Annotated in this window: 15 protein-coding genes; 10 read left to right on the forward strand and 5 right to left on the reverse strand. The window is 35.4% G+C overall.

Annotated features, from left to right (window positions below):
* Complete coding sequence (locus C1638_RS14445; protein WP_109622087.1) at nucleotides 1–1,701, forward strand: bifunctional alpha/beta hydrolase/class I SAM-dependent methyltransferase; 1,701 nt, start codon at nucleotides 1–3, stop codon at nucleotides 1,699–1,701.
* Nucleotides 1,702–1,788: 87 nt separating this feature from the next.
* Here C1638_RS14445 and C1638_RS14450 read toward each other — a convergent pair whose 3' ends face one another.
* On the reverse strand, nucleotides 1,789–2,355 hold the full coding sequence (locus C1638_RS14450; protein ID WP_109622089.1) for a YceI family protein: 567 nt from the start codon (nucleotides 2,353–2,355) through the stop codon (nucleotides 1,789–1,791).
* Between the two features lie 143 nt (nucleotides 2,356–2,498).
* Between C1638_RS14450 and radA the strand changes: the two genes are divergently transcribed.
* The 5 genes from radA (at nucleotide 2,499) to C1638_RS14475 (ending at nucleotide 7,019) form a co-directional block, all read left to right on the forward strand.
* Nucleotides 2,499–3,848: a DNA repair protein RadA gene (gene radA, locus C1638_RS14455; RefSeq protein ID WP_076354786.1), complete on the forward strand. Its 1,350-nt coding sequence runs from the start codon at nucleotides 2,499–2,501 to the stop codon at nucleotides 3,846–3,848.
* Nucleotides 3,849–3,861: 13 nt separating this feature from the next.
* Nucleotides 3,862–4,977 (forward strand): helix-turn-helix domain-containing protein, encoded by a 1,116-nt coding sequence (locus tag C1638_RS14460; RefSeq protein ID WP_109622091.1) that lies wholly within the window; start codon nucleotides 3,862–3,864, stop codon nucleotides 4,975–4,977.
* A 79-nt stretch (nucleotides 4,978–5,056) separates the two neighbouring features.
* A complete protein-coding gene (locus C1638_RS14465) occupies nucleotides 5,057–5,725 on the forward strand; it encodes a class I SAM-dependent DNA methyltransferase (RefSeq protein WP_228428162.1) in 669 nt (222 codons plus the stop codon).
* Nucleotides 5,722–6,429, forward strand: a complete 708-nt coding sequence (locus tag C1638_RS14470; protein ID WP_109622094.1) for a VanW family protein — start codon at nucleotides 5,722–5,724, stop codon at nucleotides 6,427–6,429. The genes C1638_RS14465 and C1638_RS14470 overlap by 4 nt, the downstream gene beginning before the upstream one ends.
* Nucleotides 6,426–7,019: an acyl carrier protein phosphodiesterase gene (locus C1638_RS14475; RefSeq protein ID WP_109622096.1), complete on the forward strand. Its 594-nt coding sequence runs from the start codon at nucleotides 6,426–6,428 to the stop codon at nucleotides 7,017–7,019. Before C1638_RS14470 ends, C1638_RS14475 begins: the two co-directional genes overlap by 4 nt.
* Here the strand turns inward: C1638_RS14475 and C1638_RS14480 are convergent.
* Entirely contained in the window at nucleotides 7,016–7,531 is a 516-nt protein-coding gene (locus tag C1638_RS14480; protein ID WP_109622098.1) for a DUF6702 family protein, read from the reverse strand. The genes C1638_RS14475 and C1638_RS14480 overlap by 4 nt on opposite strands.
* Before the next feature lie 82 nt (nucleotides 7,532–7,613).
* Complete coding sequence (locus C1638_RS14485) at nucleotides 7,614–10,847, reverse strand: S8/S53 family peptidase (protein ID WP_109622100.1); 3,234 nt, start codon at nucleotides 10,845–10,847, stop codon at nucleotides 7,614–7,616.
* 137 nt (nucleotides 10,848–10,984) lie between these two features.
* Between C1638_RS14485 and C1638_RS14490 the strand changes: the two genes are divergently transcribed.
* From C1638_RS14490 to C1638_RS14500, 3 genes are all read left to right on the forward strand, one after another.
* The gene (locus C1638_RS14490) at nucleotides 10,985–11,563 is read left to right on the forward strand and encodes a HupE/UreJ family protein (RefSeq protein ID WP_109622102.1); all 579 of its coding nucleotides are present in this window, start codon (nucleotides 10,985–10,987) and stop codon (nucleotides 11,561–11,563) included.
* 67 nt (nucleotides 11,564–11,630) lie between these two features.
* The gene (locus C1638_RS14495; RefSeq protein ID WP_109622104.1) at nucleotides 11,631–14,015 is read left to right on the forward strand and encodes a M1 family metallopeptidase; all 2,385 of its coding nucleotides are present in this window, start codon (nucleotides 11,631–11,633) and stop codon (nucleotides 14,013–14,015) included.
* Between the two features lie 20 nt (nucleotides 14,016–14,035).
* Nucleotides 14,036–14,926, forward strand: a complete 891-nt coding sequence (locus tag C1638_RS14500) for a hypothetical protein (protein WP_109622106.1) — start codon at nucleotides 14,036–14,038, stop codon at nucleotides 14,924–14,926.
* An 89-nt stretch (nucleotides 14,927–15,015) separates the two neighbouring features.
* On the opposite strand, the gene C1638_RS14505 is transcribed toward C1638_RS14500, so the two are convergent.
* Both C1638_RS14505 and C1638_RS14510 read right to left on the reverse strand, forming a co-directional pair.
* Nucleotides 15,016–15,714: a LytR/AlgR family response regulator transcription factor gene (locus C1638_RS14505; protein ID WP_109622108.1), complete on the reverse strand. Its 699-nt coding sequence runs from the start codon at nucleotides 15,712–15,714 to the stop codon at nucleotides 15,016–15,018.
* Nucleotides 15,714–16,454 (reverse strand): sensor histidine kinase, encoded by a 741-nt coding sequence (locus C1638_RS14510; RefSeq protein WP_228428164.1) that lies wholly within the window; start codon nucleotides 16,452–16,454, stop codon nucleotides 15,714–15,716. The genes C1638_RS14505 and C1638_RS14510 overlap by 1 nt, the downstream gene beginning before the upstream one ends.
* 517 nt (nucleotides 16,455–16,971) lie before the next feature.
* On the opposite strand from C1638_RS14510, the gene C1638_RS14515 reads away from it, so the two are divergent.
* Nucleotides 16,972–17,664, forward strand: coding sequence for a DUF2490 domain-containing protein (locus C1638_RS14515; protein ID WP_109622110.1), 693 nt, complete (start codon nucleotides 16,972–16,974; stop codon nucleotides 17,662–17,664).
* Nucleotides 17,665–17,674: the final 10 nt, after the last annotated feature.

Below are 17,674 nucleotides of genomic sequence, written 5' to 3' on the forward strand. Positions count from 1 at the left end.
ATGAACAGCGGACATTTTACAAGTTTTGATAACCACGAGATTTTTTATCGTGAATGGAATTATCAGCCACAACAGAAGAGTATCATCATGATCCATCGTGGCCATGAGCATTCTGAAAGGCTTAATGATATTGCACAATCCGCACAGTTTTCAAAATACAATATTTTCGCATTTGATCTTCGCGGACATGGACTTACAAAAACCAAAACTTCATCTGTTTTTATGGATTATACTCGGGATCTTGATTCATTTTCTAAGTTTCTTTATTCAAAATATGATGTAAATATTTCGGATATTTTTGTAGTTGCCAACAGTATAGGCGGAGTCGTTGCTTCTGCCTGGGCCCATGATTTTGCTCCCAAAATTGCAGGAATGGCTCTTCTAGCTCCGGCATTCAGAATCAATCTTATTGTTCCTTTGGCCAATGAAATGATTACTCTGGGAACCAAGCTAAAAAAAGGATTGATTATCAAAAGCTATGTAAAATCTAAAATGCTTACCCATGATCCTGAACAGCAAAAAGCTTACGATACGGATCCATTGATCTCAAGATCCATTGATGCAGAGCTTCTGATTGACCTCGCCAAAGCCGGAAAGCGTTTAGTAGAAGATGCTGAGGCTGTAGATACTCCAACCTTGATCTTAGCTGCTGAAAAAGATCATGTTGTTTTCAACAAGGATCAGAAAATCTTCCATGATAAATTGGATACAGATTTAAAAAACTACGAAGTTCTGCCAGATTTTTTCCATGGAATTTTATTTGACTCCGGAAGAGAAAAGGTATATGATAAAATTGTAGATTTTGCAGAAAAATGCTTCAACAGGTCTCCCAAGCAGCCCAATCTTTCCCCGGACCCATTTTCTGTAAAAGAATATCAGGACCTTCAAAATAATATTGGAAATAATCTGAATTTTAAGCTTCAGAAACTTTCATTGGGAAACATCGGAAAAATAAGTGACGGGATGGCCATTGGATTAAAATATGGCTTTGACTCCGGTGCTTCATTAGATTATGTTTATCAGAATAAACCAAGTGGAAAATTTGGTTTTGGAAAAATGATGGATAAGAATTACCTCAACGCTATAGGTTGGAAAGGAATACGTATCAGAAAACAACACTTACTTCAACTTTTGGAGCAAAATATTCAAATTCTGAAACAGCAAGGCAGGCCGATTAAAATTCTGGATGTTGCAGGCGGCACAGGAAATTATTTATTTGACATTAAAAAGAAGTATCCGGAAGCTGATATTGTCATCAATGAATTTGTAAAATCCAATATTGAAATTGGAGAAAAAGTAATTAAGGAAAATAATTATCAACATATCAGATTTACCAATTTTGACTGCTTTGATCCTGAAACGTATAAAAAATTGGATTTTGAACCGAATATTACAATCGTATCAGGTATTCTTGAACTTTTTGGAGATAATGAAATGGCCAGTAAAGCTATTCTTGGGGTGACTTCCATCTCAGAAAAGAATTCCTACATTGTTTACACCGGCCAGCCTTGGCACCCACAATTAAAAATGATCGCCTATGTTCTGAATAATCATCAAAACAAAGATTGGATCATGAGAAGACGTTCACAAAAAGAACTGGATAGAGTTATGTCTTTCAACTCTGTTCAAAAGGACAACATGCTGATTGATGATTTTGGAATCTTCACTGTTTCCTCCGGAAAAATAAATGTTCTGAACTGATTTATTTATCCAAGATCATAAAAAGATTAAAAATAAAAGAGGCTTTTCAATTTGTTTGAAAAGCCTCTTTTATTATTTATATAGAAATTATTTCTTAACCAATTCAAGATAAACATTGATATCAACATCTTTGGCAATACCAGTTCCTGTTGGATCATAACTGATATCATAATCCAGACGATTGATCGTAAATTTTCCCTGAAGTCCCATTACCTCTTTTCCGTCTTTATTTTTCGCTACCCCGCCCATTGTTACAGGTATACTGATATCTTTCGTCGTTTCCTTAATGGTCAGCTTTCCATTTAATACATAAGAACCTTTATCCTTAGCAACAGAAGTACCTACAAATTTCATATCAGGATATTTTCCGGCTGCAAAAAAGTCTTTGCTTTTAAGATGATTATCCCTCATCTCTACTCCAGTATTAATGGTTTCTGTAGAAATATTTATATCAAATGCCGCATTGTCCAGATTAGCACTTTTCGATGCAACTGTTCCTCCAAATTTATCAAATCGGCCCTGCACAAAGCTGATTCCCATGTGTTTTATGGTAAAGTTGACGGAAGAATGCATAGGATCTATTTCCCAATTATTCTGGGCGAAAGAGAAAACACTTAAAAATGCGAATACAAAGGATAAGAATAGTTTTTTCATTGTAATTATATTTTACATTAATATTTTAATTTTAGCAAAGCTAAGATATGAAAGATATTCCTACCGTTGATCTATGTTATTTTTTTGACATTTAAATCCACTTAAATCTCGGAAGAAAAATGCTTTTTTTATAACTTCGCAGTATGGCAAAACTGAAAACGGCATATTTCTGTCAAAACTGCGGAACACAATATTCTCAATGGATGGGACAATGCAAAAATTGTGGAGAATGGAATACCTTGGTGGAAGAAGTCGTAGAAAAGACCTCTCATAAGGCTGTACCATTCTCAAAAACAAAGCAGCATGTCATCAATATCATTGAGGTAGAAACCAGTGAGGAACCGAGAATAAAAACTCCATCCGAAGAGCTAAACCGTGTTCTAGGAGGCGGAATTGTATTGGGTTCCGTGACCTTAATCGGTGGTGAACCCGGAATTGGAAAATCTACTCTTCTATTGCAGCTTGCCTTAAAAATGAAGAAAAAAGTTTTCTATGTTTCAGGGGAAGAAAGTGCTTCTCAGATTAAAATGAGAGCTGACAGGCTAACGGATATTCAAAACCCAAACTGTTTTCTTTTCACAGAAACTTCACTTGAAAAAATTCTTCACGAAGCCAAAAAACTGGAACCGGATTTCATGATTATCGACTCCATCCAGACGCTTCAGTCACAACTTATAGAAAGTTCTCCGGGAACTGTATCTCAAATTAGAGAATGTTCCAATGAGATTATTAAATATGCCAAAGAAAACAGTATTCCTGTATTTTTGGTAGGTCATATTACCAAAGACGGTCAAATTGCGGGACCAAAAGTATTGGAACACATGGTAGATGTAGTTTTGAACTTTGACGGAGACCGAAATCACCTTTTTAGATTGCTGAGAGCTAATAAAAACCGTTTTGGATCCACTTCTGAAATCGGAATCTACGAAATGATTTCCCAGGGATTAAAGGAAATTAAAAATCCATCTGAAATTCTTATCACAAAGAAATTTGAAGAACTTTCGGGAAATTCAGTGGCAGTAACTCTGGAGGGAAACAGACCTATGCTTTTGGAAATCCAGGCGCTGGTAAGTACGGCTGTTTATGGTACTCCACAAAGGAGTTCTACCGGATTTGATTCAAAAAGGCTGAATATGCTGTTGGCAGTACTGGAAAAAAGAGCAGGTTTTCAACTGGGAGCAAAGGATGTTTTCCTTAATATTACGGGAGGGATAAAAACAGATGATCCAGCTTTGGATTTAGCGGTCATTGCATCTGTTCTTTCGTCTAGTGAAGACATTGCCATTTCTGAACATTACTGTTTTGCAGGAGAAATTGGATTAAGTGGAGAAATTCGTCCGGTTGCCCAAGTTGAACAGAGAATTACCGAAGCTGAAAAATTAGGGTATGAAAAGATATTCGTTTCCAATCTTAATAAAATTCCGAAAAGAAAATTTGGGATTAAGATTGAAGAAGTAAGCAAAATTGAGGATTTCCATGAAAGACTTTTTTAGAAAAAAATAAAAGATGCCACTCGAAAATATTCAGAAGTTTGTGCTTGTACTGCTTTATGGAGGATTAACATTGCTTTCATTTGCCGTACTGATTAATCCAATGCGCGTTAATAGAAAGGCCAACTTCTTTTTCGGGATGTTTACTTTGTTGTGGTCTAGCTACTGGACTCTGGATGTTTTCCATTTTTGTGGACTTTCGCCCAACCCATTGTTTTCCTATTTTCTTTATTCTATACAGATTTTCACCCCAATTTTGTTATTTTTCAGTGTTGTGTTTTTTATCAATCCTGATTACAAATTTAAAAGGAGAGATTTGGTTTGTCTGATTACTCCTGTAATCTACTGGATATTACTTTTCAATATAGAAAATAATCCTGTCATCCGGAGTATTGTAATGCTTATTGATGTTTCTCACAATCTCCCTTATATTGCTCTTATTTATTTTAAAATCAGAAAACATCAAAAAAGAATAGAAACAATCTCAGCCAATACAGAAAATATCGACCTGCAATGGTTGATCAAGTTAAGTTTTCTTCTTTTTGTAACAATTGTTATAACGGTTGGATATGAGCTGTTCAATACCTTTGTATATAAAATGCATCAGCATCTGGTGATGGATTTGCTCTTTTTATTTATTGTTTACAGTACGCTATACTATGTTCTTCGGCAAAAGGAAATTTATCCGATAGATAAAAGCCAGCGTGAAGAACTTTTTTCCATCGAGCTGGAAAGTGAAACAGAGGAAGCATCAAGAAAAAAACTTATTTCTGATTCTGAGTTTGAGCCTTTAAAGCAAAGACTAATCACTTTAATGGAAACAGAAAAACCTTATCTGGACGGAGATCTCAATCTATTGAAGCTCTCTGATAGGGTTCAGATTAACGCGCATCAGCTTTCTTATCTTCTCAATAATGGCTTTCAGGAGAATTTCTTTTATTTTGTAAATAAATACAGGATAGAACATGCAAAGAAAATGCTTACTGATGGTTCTTTTCAAAGACTTTCTATATTAGGTATTGCGTTTGAATCCGGATTCAATTCAAAAACGGCTTTTAATACTATTTTTAAAAAGATGACGAACATGACGCCATCTGAATTTAGAAAAAATCAATGTAGCAGATCTGTTTAGGCTAAAAGATCAATAAACCTGAATAAAAATTGTAGAAGTCAGTAAAATTAAAGATCTTAACAGAAGATTTTTTTTAATGATGAAAACAAATATCCGGGAATATTACAGCAACCTCGCAGAATCCTACGATGACAATCGTTTCGGGAATTCCTATGGAAAATATATTGATCAACAGGAAAGATCCTTTTTAACCTCATTTTTTCAGAATAAAAAATATACAAAGATTCTGGATTTGGGGTGTGGAACAGGCCGACTGCTCAACTTTGCTACTCATGGAACAGATTTCAGTGAGAACATGCTGAACGTTGCACGACAAAAATATCCTGAAAAAATTCTGGCTGTGGGAGAAATTTCAGAAATTCCTTTTCACGGCGAGTTTGAGTGTATTTTTTGTTTTCATGTGATTATGCATCAAAATCAGGAAGAGACAAAAGCATTTTTTAATGAATGTCATCAGAAATTAAGTAAAAACGGAACTTTAATTTTCGATTATCCATTGAAAACCAGAAAGAAAGTTGTTTCTCCACAGGCAGACTGGCATGCAGGAAATAGTTTTTCACCCTCAGAAATTTCACAAATATCAAAAGACAGATGGGAAGTTAAAAACACAACAGGAATTCTCTTTTTTCCAATTCACAGATTTCCAAAAGCGGTAAGAAAATTCTTTCTGCCTCTGGATATTCTACTTTGCAGGACTTTCCTGAAAAACTGGGCGTCTTATCATATTATTGTTTTGGAAAAGATATGAAACAACAACTAAAAAACTGGATTCCTCATTCATGGAAACTACAGATAAAGCTTCTGCAACGCTATGTTGATGAAAGGAAAAATAACCATTCTTATCCTAAGAAATATCTTTCGGAAAATATTGGTGAACATTCCATTAAACTCCAGCAAATCATTAAAAAGGGAGCGTTTCATCATAACAAAATTCATAATTTAAAAGTTGTAGGAAATAAGATCAATAATCTGGTGATTTATCCCGGTGAAGTATTTTCTTTTTGGAAAATGATTGGAAAACCCAGTGAAAAAAATAATTTTAAAGAGGGAAGAAATTTAATCAAAAATAATATTTCAAGTGATGTTGGAGGTGGGATCTGCCAGTTTTCTTCAATTTTATATTTTCTGTCTCTTCAGTCAGGGTTGAAAATTTTGGAAAGATTTCCCCATTCTATGGATATTTATAAGGATGAAGAACGTTTTACTCCTTTAGGCTCAGACTGTACGGTTGTTTATGGCTACAAGGATCTGCAGATTCAAAATATTTTCCCATTTCCTGTTCAGCTTAAATGCATGATTAATGATGAAGAGCTTCACCTCAGCCTGGTTTCGCCCAAAGAATTAAGGGTACAGGAAATTCAATTTAAATATATGGAAACAGAAAAAGGGGTTTGGGTAGAAACCTTAAGCAATAGCAAAACTTTGTTTAAAAATTTCTATATTCGTTTATGAATTATTTGGCTCATTCCTTTCTCACTTTTACTGACGGACAAATTGTTGGTCAGTTTTTGGAAGACTTCATCCGAAACAAGGACCGATTTTCTTTCCCTAAGGATATTCAGGATGGAATTACCCTTCACAGAGCTATTGACACATTTACAGACTCCCACCCTGCTATTCATGAGGCTAAAAAGGTTTTTGCACCTTTGGTAAGACTCTATGCAGGAGCATTTGTAGATGTCTCTATGGATTATTTTGTAGCCAATGATCTTTCTCTTAATTCTCTTACTGAATGGAAAGCGCATTCTCTTCGCGTTTACAAAGTACTCAATACGAATGAGGAATGGCTGCCTGAGAATTTCAAGAAGATGCTTGTTAAAATGGAACATGATGACTGGTTATATAACTATCGTGAAGACTGGGGCATTAAGTTCAGTATTCAAAATGTTCTGAACAAAGCCAAATATCTGGATAAAGACATTCCTGTTTTTGAAGCGTTTTTAGAAAACAAAACATATCTTCAACAGTGCTATGATGATTTTTTTCCTGATCTTTTAGCCCATGCTAAAGGGATTAATTCCTTGATTCAACTGGAAAACTAAAACTGCTTATAAAGATAACGATTAGGATAAGATAATTTTTCACTTTTTCTCTCTCCGTTCACAATAATATGGACAATATTAATCTGATCATCAAATAGATTATACAGAAAACTTACTGCTGCTTCTACTTTTTTAGGATACGCAACAGGTTCAGACTCAAGAAAAACATTTACAGATTCCTGATCTTCTTCGTATCCGATATAATTTACTTTCAAAAATTTATTATCCGACTTTAGCTTAAAGTATTCCTGACAATATTTTTGCAGGGATTCATTGAGTTTGGCTTTATATTTTTCATCATTAAAGTGAAAAGATCCACCGTATTTTTTACTCAGCCCATTTTCCATATCATCCAGAAAAAAACGACCTGTAATTTCAAAAGTTTTGGACTTTGAATTATAGTTGATCTCCACAGACCCTACATGGTAGGGATGAACAGCTTCACTCTCTACAAAGCTTTGAAAGATAACCGTAAGGCATAAAAAAAATGAGAAAAAAACTTTATTAAGCATTCATTTTATTTTATGACAAATATAGAAAAAGCAGCAGTTATGGAAACTGCTGCCTTTATTTATTATTTAAGTGAATTGAAACTTATTCTTTAACTACCTTTTTAGTAATTGTAGTATTGTCATTCAACATAATTGTAAACAAGTATGTTCCTTTCACTAATTCTGAAACATTAATTCTGTTTGAGTTTGTATTAACACCCACAGTTTTAATCAATTTCCCTGAAGCATCATAAATGGTTACTGTACCTTTAGAATGTCTTCCTAACATAACATTTACAAAGTCTTTAGCTGGATTTGGAGTGATATTCACTTCTGAATTCAATTTTACTTCTGTTGTACCTAAAGTTGGACTTGTTTTCACAAAATACCCACCAAAACCAACTGACTGGAAGCTTACTTCCCAATATTGGTAAGTTTCATTCCAAACAATATCAGCAATATTAGGATTAATGGTTGCCGCAGGACTTCCATATGAAGCTACAGTACCTGTTACACTTGTTCCTGCATATTTTTCAATAATAAGATTGGCTTTATTGCCATTATCGCTAGCAGAAGTAGGAAGTTTTATTACACTTGTCTGGTTGTATGCATCAAAATCTGCCTGCTTAAAGTAAAGAGTTACTTTTCCTGTAGCTGTTGTAGCATTTGCTGCAGGGCTTATTTCATATCTTCTTGAAACATAATCCGGCTGTACATTATCAACCCATACTTTTGAAGTTACATTTCCAGTTATTGTACTTGCTGTCTCTTTTTCCACTCTTGAAATTAACTGACATGCATTCGTAAAATAATTATATCCGGCTGCTGCTGAAGCAGTTTTAGTCTGATTAGATGTTGCCATATTTTTTACCTCAGCTACATTTTCATACACTGTCGCTCTCATTTTAAGATCAAAAGTTCTTGTAATCCAGCTTGTACCATCTGTTGATGTTTTGCTACGACCACTTACGGCAGTAGTTTCATTTTTGATTGCTACTCTTCCTGCCAGACCGTTGATTACAATATAGAAATCTTTTCCCGTCACCATTTGAACGTTTAGGCTAGCCAAATCAACATAATTCCAGGTAAATCTTTGCACATCATTAACCCATGAAGAAACCGTTTTTGTAGCAATAATATCTCCCGGATCACCATTGGCATTTACTTTTCTTATTTGAATATCTACTGCCAAATCAGTAGGAATTGCACCAGATCCGGATGTAAATGAAAAGCCACCCAATTTACCGGTTAAGGTTGGTGTATATCGAACAGCTAGTGCCATATTATCAAAATTGCTGGCAGCACTGTTACTTTCTGTATTGGCAATAATATAAGGTTCGTCATAAGTAACCACTTCAAAATTGGATTTTACACATCCTAATTCATCGGTAACTGCTTTGTAGATGTCTAACTTTCCGTATCCCCATCTTGTATTGGGAATATTTCCTGTTGCACCATCTTTTCTTGCATTGGAAGTAAGACGCGCCTTAACCTGTGCGGCAGTTAATGTAGGATTTGCCTGAAGCAATAACCCCACAGCTCCGGCAACACCAGGAGACGACATACTAGTTCCCTGATTTTTCACATAATAATTGGTATTTGCAATAATATCAGTAGGGGCCGGTGCAGAATTACCGGATCTTGAAGAAATAACAACCTGCCCGGAACCTGTGATATCCGGTTTCTGAAAATTATCAACTCTTGGTCCCTGTGCACTAAATGGAGAGATGGATTCTTGTGGAGTTGTATACAAATATCCTCCTGCCGGCGCATACCAACTTGCTCTTCCCATATAAGACGCTACTGTGATTGCACTCGATGCATTTCCAGGAGTTCCTACAATATACTCGTTGTCACCATTTTGTAAGGTAGTTGCCACTCCTTGGCTGTAAAGCCAACCGTGTGTATTAATTGTTTGTGCTCCATTATTTGTGATTTCCAGCGTATAATTTCCCTGACAATTGGCAGTGGATCCTGTAACTCTGTTGACCACTAACTGAACATAGCGTTTGTTATTATCTGTACCCCAATAGTTATACATAGCAGCAGTAAATCCTCCTCCTAATATACTATGGGTGGTATTTGTACTTATATTTTGTACGTATTGCTGGCCATCAGGGGCTGTTAATTTTGCGGTAACAGCTGTATCATTATTAGCATACATGATAAAGCTAAATACGGTAGCTGCAGAAGTACTGCTTCCGACTGTAAAAACGTAAGATTGTGCACCACTTGGCTCTATATCTACTTTTCTATGAAGATTGGCACCATAGTCATTTCCTGCAGAGATCACCACTACTCTTCCTGGTCCTGAAGATGTAAAACTATCAACCGCTACTTCATGGGAGGAAGTTCCATCATGTGCACTTGCCTGTCCTCCAATACTCATATTGACAACAATTGGCTTATTTAAAGCTGTTGCTACATTTTGGAAGTACGTCAAAGCGTTAATGGTATTGGTTACAGGAAAAGATCCATTCCCACCTTTTACAAAAACAATATCTGCATCTGTTGAAAATCCTTTATGTCTTTTATCTGCAAAAGCAGCTCCATTTCCTGCTGCCGTTCCAGTTACATGGGTTCCATGTCCATTGGTATCATTTTCACGAACAAATCCTGGAGGAGTACCATCCAATTCATCTTCAATCTGAGCTCTTGTATACTCTACCCCTGTTGAAAATCCTGTAGGAGAAACCTCAGCACCCTGGGCTGTTAAAGTTTGATCCCAAATAGAAACAATTCTACTTTTTGTTTGATCGTCTGCTTTTCTAAAATCCGGATGTTTCCAGTCTATACCCGTATCATAGACTCCAACCAAGATACCAGTCCCATTATAAGCGGTATTATTAAAAGCTCCAGATTGCAAAAGACTAGCTCCTGACTGAGCTCTACTCACATCATTATGCAGCTCATCAAATGTTGGAGCCATCACCGATGTTACGTAAGGTAGATTCATCAGTCTTTCAATATCCTGGATAGTAACCAACGCTGTAGAGAAAGTTGGCAACTGGCTCTGAACTAAAAATCCATCAGACTTTAGTTTTTCAGGTTCTTTAGTATAAATAATACATGAGTACATTGTTTGTGCTCCTTTCGAAGTCACTACCAAGTGCTGATCCAATTTCATATCAGCAGATTCCAACCCTTTTATGGTTTTTCCATTGGCGAGGTTCTCTTTATTTTTTAACAAAATATCAAATCGAGAATCCAGTTTTTGTACCTGTCCGTAAAAACCATAGGAATATAACCCTAAAAAAGCAACTGTAGCATTCTTGAGAAGCTTCGCTCCACCATAGGAAATGCTTACTTTTGTAAAAAATAATTTCTTTAAATTCATGTTGTTTTTTTTAACAATACAATAATACAAATTTTATTTCATTGTTTATTTGATTAAATATTAACAAATATTACATATCAAAAACCATCAATTTTAAGAATTTAACACAATCAACAAAACTAACAATCTATTACTAAATGCAGGATTTTCTATTTTATTTAAACCTTGGATGGGAACATATTATTTCTTTGGATGCCTTGGATCATCAGCTGTTTGTATTGGCGCTCATTGCTGTTTATTCTTACAGTGACTGGAAAAAAATATTGATCCTTGTGACAGCATTCACCATCGGACATTCCATCACCCTAGCTCTAAGTATTCTGGATGTATTTAGGGTTCCCTCTGATTGGGTTGAATTTTTAATTCCGTTAACCATTGTTCTTACTTCTTTGGATAACATTATCATGAAAAATCAAAAACAGACCTTAATGCGGGCTAATTACTATCTTGCTTTAATCTTCGGGCTTGTTCATGGGATGGGTTTTGCCAATACAGCAAGGGTTATGATTGCAAAAAGCCAAGGTATAGCCATTCCTCTGCTGGGTTTCAATATCGGATTGGAACTTGGCCAGATCGTTATTGTTTTTGCTATTTTAGTGGTCTTATTTATTCTTCTCAATATTTTTAAAGTAAATAAAAAGGATTGGATTCTCTTTGTCTCATCCGGAGTACTCGCTTTATCTTTAAAAATGGCATTGGAAAGAATTCCTTTCTAAACGTGAAATATTTGCAATATTTCAACAGCTTATTACTATCTTTGATAATTATTAAATCTTTTCGGTTATGAAACTAAAAGTTGCTATACTTTCACTTTCTGTATTCTCATATACAGGTTTCACCGCACAAAATATTCAGAATAACCCGGGCAGCAATCATGGAAACAGGTTTGAGCAGCTGGGAACTATTCTACCAACACCCAATATTTACAGAACAGCTTCTGGTGCTCCGGGACATGGATACTGGCAAAACAGAGCTGATTACAACATTACTGCTTACCTTGATGAGGACAAAAGAAATCTGAAAGGTTCAGAAACTGTTACTTATTATAATAATTCTCCGGATGAACTGGATTATATTTGGCTTCAGCTTGATGAAAATGAACATTCAAGTATAAGAAATGCCGGATATGATACCCCCACAAAGCTCCCTGCTTCCACTAATGATACCCAATTAAAGGTAACGGAACTTCCTGTAAAGGATAATGGCTATGGGGTAAGTCTTGAAAAAGTAACGGATGCTTCAGGAAATCCTCTAAAGTTTACGGTCAACAAAACCATGATGCGTATTGATCTTCCAAAAGCTTTAAAAAAGGGAGAAAAGTTTGTTTTTAAGGTAGACTGGAACTACAATATCTCCAACAGAATGAAGATGGGCGGCCGTGGCGGTTATGAAAACTTCCCTGAAGATGGTAATGATCTTTACACTATGGCGCAATGGTATCCGAGAATGTGTGTGTATAGTGACTTTCAGGGCTGGCAAAACCATCAGTTTACCGGAAGAGGTGAATTTGCTTTGGTTTTCGGAGATTTTAAAGTTTCAATGAATGTACCCGCAGATCATATTGTAGGCGGAACAGGTGAATGTAAAAACTATGATCAGGTATTAACTTCTGATCAGCTGTCAAGATACAGAAAGGCTGAAAATGCTTCTGAACCTATTGAAATTGTAACATTGGATGAGGCTAAAAAAGCTGAGAAAAATCATTCAAAACAAAGAAAAACCTGGGTTTTTGAGGCTAAAGATGTCAGAGATTTTGCATGGACCTCTTCCAGAAAATTTGTTTGGGACGGAATGCGTGTAACAATTCCCGAAAACAATAATAAAGTAATGGCTATGAGCTTCTACCCTAAAGAATCTTACGGTCTTTACAGAAAGTTTTCCACAAAGGCAGTAGCGCATACTATTAAAACATATTCGGAATTTACTATTCCTTATCCATACCCTGTTGCACAGTCTGTAGAAGCTGCCAGTGGAATGGAATATCCTATGATTTGTTTCAACTTCGGAAGAACTGAAAAAGACGGAACCTATTCTGAAGGAACTAAAAATGGAATGATAGGAGTAGTTATCCATGAAGTGGGACACAACTTCTTCCCTATGATCATTAACTCAGATGAGAGACAGTGGGCATGGATGGATGAAGGGTTGAATACATTCACAGAATATCTTACGGAGGAAAAATGGGACAACAAGTTCCCTTCCAAAAGAGGTCCGGCATGGACGATCGTAGATTATATGAAACTTCCGAAAGACCAGTTGGAACCTATCATGAGTAATTCTGAAAACATTGTTCAGTATGGTCCAAATGCGTATTCAAAACCTGCTACAGGATTGAATATTCTTCGTGAAACAATTATGGGAAGAGAACTTTTTGATAAAGCTTTCAAAACCTATGCAAAAAGATGGGCTTTCAAACACCCTGAACCTGCAGATCTTTTCCGTACACTGGAGGATGCGAGTGGTGAAGATCTTGACTGGTTCTGGAGAGGATGGTTCTACGGAACAGATCCTGTAGATATTGCCATTGATAAGGTAACAATAGCAACTCCTAATCTGGATACTAATCCAAAGGCCGTTGAAGAAATAAAATATCAGGCTGAAAAACCATTGGTAAGCAGTTTTGAAGATATCTCAAAAATCAGAAATAGAGAAGACAAGAATATCAAATTCTATGTAGACGGAGATAAAGATGCTCAGGATTTCTATTATCGATATGACAGAGGTCAGGAAAAACCAAGTACAAAGGAATATACTTCTAAAACAGAGGCTACCCTGCCTTTGGATGCTAAGGATAAGGAGAAATTCAAAAATATTACAGCCTATCAAATTGACTTTGTGAATAAGGGCGGACTGGTAATGCCTATCATCCTTGAATTCACATTTGAAGATGGTACAAAATTGTATGATAAGTCATCTGCACAGATCTGGAGATTGAATGAGCAGAAAGTTTCCAAGACTTATTATTTTGATAAAAAACTAAAGTCGATTCAGCTTGATCCAATGAGAGAAACAGCTGATATTGATACTAATAATAATCTTTGGAGCAATAATGGTTCTGGTACAGAAACTTCAAAGTTCCAGCTCTTTAAACAAAAACAGGAAGGAGGCCCTGTGAGAGGAAGCTCAAATGGAAAAGTAAATCCAATGCAGGCTGCAGGAAAAAGCTAATACAATCATTAACAATAACCATGAAAAAACTTACGATCTTATTACTGTCCTTTGTGACAGCCTCTACCCTATGTGCCCAATCTCTGCAGTTCTATACAGGCAAAAGAGATTTTCTTCCGATCGAAATCCTTATGGAAGACGGAAGCACGAAAAAAGGAGTTGCTCAGGATTTTACACTGCCCGATGTTGCAACATTCCAGTTTATAGGAGGAAATAGTGAGAAAAGTGCTCATTTAGATAGGAAAGAAGTGAAGTTCAAATCTTCAAAAGAAGATAAAGACATACAACTGATTCCTGTATCTGATATCAAAAGTCTTATCTATACCAACGAGGACACCAATGAGGTTTTTCAACTGGATAAAAGAATTGTAAAGGAGATCAATAACGACTTGAAAATGGAATCAGAAGGAAGAGTATTGATGCTTCCTTTGATGGAAAAAGGGCCAATCAATCTGTACGGGTACAGAAGCATGATGTGCAAAGCAAACTATGGAAATAATTTTGCAACAGGATTTGACGGAAATGAAGACACCTGCCAGCTGACATATGTCATGATTTACCTCAGCAAGCCTGGTGAGACGGTTGCCGTTGCCCCGGTAGATTACAGTTCATTAACTCCTTTGGCATTATTCAATATGAAAGCGCTCTATAAGAAGTTTTATACAGCTTATGAAATCGTAGGTGCCGACTGTCCTGAATTTCTGAAAAAAGTAGATGAAGCCAGAAAGAATGATTATTTCTCCAATAAAACCTTTAAGGAAAATAAAAAAGAATCCGATGTGGAAAGAAAGGCAATGGTAAAGGGAAAAAAGGGAGCAGAAGCCGCAAGAATCAATATGCATTACAAAACTGAGTTATACACCAAAATGTACAAAAAACTCCTTGACGATTATAAGCAGTCATGCCCTTGAAATATATTACAAAAGCTCACTGATACAGTGAGCTTTTGTATTTTTCAATAAGATTATCTACAAAAAGTAAAACTATATTTTTCAGCTTTTTATCCAAAATATTCTTTCAAGTGTTTTTTATAGGTTCTTCCCAATGGAAGCTGCTCACCACCTTTCAGATAAATTGTATTAGAATCGTATGAACTGATATGTGAAAAGAGAACAATATATGATTTATGAACTCTGATAAATCCCAGATTTTGAAAATTCTCTTCAAAATTAGACATCCTTTCCAGAATCATATACTTTTTCAAATGAGTGATCAAAATAATATATTCTCCAAAGCCCTGTATCCATTTTATGTCCTGCAACAGGACTTTATTCATAATATAGTTAGACTTAAACATGATAAAATCTTCATGCTTTTTATCTTCGGCAGACTTCTTAAACTGTAAAAAATCTTTTGCTTTATAAACTGCCCTTTTAAATGTTTCAAAATCTACGGGCTTCACCAGATAATGCACAACATCCAATTCAAATGCTTTGACTGCATATTGAGTTTCTAACGTAAGAAATATACATAGTGGTTTATAGGGTAACTTTAGCAAAAGGTCAATTCCATTAATATAAGGCATATTAATATCCAGAATAACAAGATCCACTGTATTCTTCTGTAAATATTGAAGGGCTTCCTCAGGATTCTGAAATATCTCCAGCAAATCTACATCTTCTATCTGATCACAATAATGTCGGATAAGTTCCAATGCAGGATATTCATCATCCACTCCTACGATAGTAAGGTTTGCCATTATAATTTAATTTTTAACATAGTCTCGTATATATTATTTCCAATTTCTTCAGATATAAAAGTAAATCTTTCCGGGTAATATTTTTCCAAAATACTGATGACCGCTTCATTTCCTAACCCATTATCATTAAAGTTGCCGATAAGATTTCGGTTTTGTGCTACAGAATTTTTTATTTCGAATAAAAATTCCTGATTTTCTATTTTGTAGCATACCCTGATAAAACTATTATCCTCAATTCCTACCGCCGAATGCTTCAAAGCATTTTCAAATAAGGTAAGACAAACAGAGGGTGGAACCTCAATGAGTTCCAATGTTTCTTCATCTTCTATTTTAAAATTGATATCCAGCAAATTATTATACTTTAGCTGGTAGAGCCCAATCAGAGATTTAATAGAAGAAAACTCCTGCATGAGGGTAATCTTCTCCTTATTGGTATCATAAATAACATACTGCAGCAATCTACTGAGCTGCAAAATAGATTCAGAAGTACTCTCGGATGGATTAAAACTTTTAGAATAAATATTATTAAGGGTATTCAGGAGGAAATGAGGATTTAACTTCGATTTCAAAAGATTCAGATGCAGCTGATCTTTTTCCTCACCCAATTCCTTAAAATCCTGCTCAATCAAAAATTTATCTTTCGTGATTCCTAGAAATGAAGCCACAAGAATAACAATGCCTTGTGCGGTGTATACATTATATAAAAATTTTGTATTGGACAGAGTTTCATTAAACTTCATATGGAATACCGCAGGCTCCAGTAAAATCCTAAAAAGGCTTGAAACCAAAAAACAGATAAATGCATACAAAATAAATTCCGGATACTTATTAGAAAGATAAAACCTGGGGACAAGATAAAAATAGACCAGATAGTAAATTCCAATATTGAAAATTATAACAAATAATACGGACCAAATGAGTTGAGGGACATCTAAAAAGTAATTTTCGGTGAAAAAAATGATGATAAAAAAGAATAAAAAGAATAAAGCATGCTGAAATTTCAGCAAAAACCCCCAATGATATTCCATCAGTCTTTTCAAAACCTTACCATTAAGTAAGATTCTAAAAATCAACAATATAAATACAATATTTATAATAAAAAACATCTAAAATATCCAATTTTCAATCTTCCAAATATAACACCTTTTTCTCCCCGGATTGCAGTTCACTGATAAAAACTGCCATTGATTGAAAAATAAACTCACGGCTGTTTCTTATAAATATATTTGAAAAAGCAGGATATTAATTCAGTATTACATGAAAATTAAATTATCATTAATCACCTTTTTCCTATTGGTGATCAGTCAGTTTACCTACGCTCAAAGCCGGGACACTTATAATATGTGGTTTCAGTACCTGATGTCTGCAAAATTGACAGACAAAAGTACATTGACAGCCCTTTCCCAGTACAGGTCTTTTGATTTGGCTTATGACACCAGGCTTTTTCTGGTTTCCGCTTATGTGGATTATGAAGTCGCCAACGAGGTAAGGCCAGCTTTAGGAATGATGTTCCTTATTCTGGATTCCTACAAATCTGATAATTCTAAAAAAGAAAGGTATGAAAAAAGGCCTTTCCAACAGGTAAGTCTGGGCGGAAACATAGGAAGAACTTCTATCTCGCACCGGTTCCGTGTAGAAGAACGGTTTATCAGTAATCCGGATGAGTTCATTGTAAGACTACGTTACCTTATTTCTCTAAGAATTCCATTCAATAGAGCTGGAGAAAAAGAAAAATTCTATGGAATTCTAAAAAATGAAATCCGAATGAATGCCAGCAAAGAAGAGACATTCGACAGTAACCGTTTAACTGCCGGAATAGGAATAAAAACAGGAAAAAACTCGGCAATCGAAGTGGCATTCATCAACCAGCTGGAAACCGGATCTACCAGTAACTATGCCTATGTTGGTTTCCGAAACAATTTTGACTGGAGAAAAAATAAAAACAAATAACTAAAAATAC

Source organism: Chryseobacterium oncorhynchi, assembly GCF_002899895.1.
Lineage (GTDB): Bacteria > Bacteroidota > Bacteroidia > Flavobacteriales > Weeksellaceae > Chryseobacterium > Chryseobacterium oncorhynchi.

Coding starts and splice junctions, on each gene's coding strand:
- C1638_RS14475 (WP_109622096.1), top strand. CDS start 6,426: ATGAATTATTTGGCTCATTCCTTTCTCACTTTTACTGACGGACAAATT.
- C1638_RS14460 (WP_109622091.1), top strand. CDS start 3,862: ATGCCACTCGAAAATATTCAGAAGTTTGTGCTTGTACTGCTTTATGGA.
- C1638_RS14515 (WP_109622110.1), top strand. CDS start 16,972: ATGAAAATTAAATTATCATTAATCACCTTTTTCCTATTGGTGATCAGT.
- radA (WP_076354786.1), top strand. CDS start 2,499: ATGGCAAAACTGAAAACGGCATATTTCTGTCAAAACTGCGGAACACAA.
- C1638_RS14495 (WP_109622104.1), top strand. CDS start 11,631: ATGAAACTAAAAGTTGCTATACTTTCACTTTCTGTATTCTCATATACA.
- C1638_RS14470 (WP_109622094.1), top strand. CDS start 5,722: ATGAAACAACAACTAAAAAACTGGATTCCTCATTCATGGAAACTACAG.
- C1638_RS14485 (WP_109622100.1), bottom strand. CDS start 10,847: ATGAATTTAAAGAAATTATTTTTTACAAAAGTAAGCATTTCCTATGGT.
- C1638_RS14500 (WP_109622106.1), top strand. CDS start 14,036: ATGAAAAAACTTACGATCTTATTACTGTCCTTTGTGACAGCCTCTACC.
- C1638_RS14445 (WP_109622087.1), top strand. CDS start 1: ATGAACAGCGGACATTTTACAAGTTTTGATAACCACGAGATTTTTTAT.
- C1638_RS14510 (WP_228428164.1), bottom strand. CDS start 16,454: ATGAAGTTTAATGAAACTCTGTCCAATACAAAATTTTTATATAATGTA.
- C1638_RS14505 (WP_109622108.1), bottom strand. CDS start 15,714: ATGGCAAACCTTACTATCGTAGGAGTGGATGATGAATATCCTGCATTG.
- C1638_RS14450 (WP_109622089.1), bottom strand. CDS start 2,355: ATGAAAAAACTATTCTTATCCTTTGTATTCGCATTTTTAAGTGTTTTC.
- C1638_RS14480 (WP_109622098.1), bottom strand. CDS start 7,531: ATGCTTAATAAAGTTTTTTTCTCATTTTTTTTATGCCTTACGGTTATC.
- C1638_RS14465 (WP_228428162.1), top strand. CDS start 5,057: ATGAAAACAAATATCCGGGAATATTACAGCAACCTCGCAGAATCCTAC.
- C1638_RS14490 (WP_109622102.1), top strand. CDS start 10,985: ATGCAGGATTTTCTATTTTATTTAAACCTTGGATGGGAACATATTATT.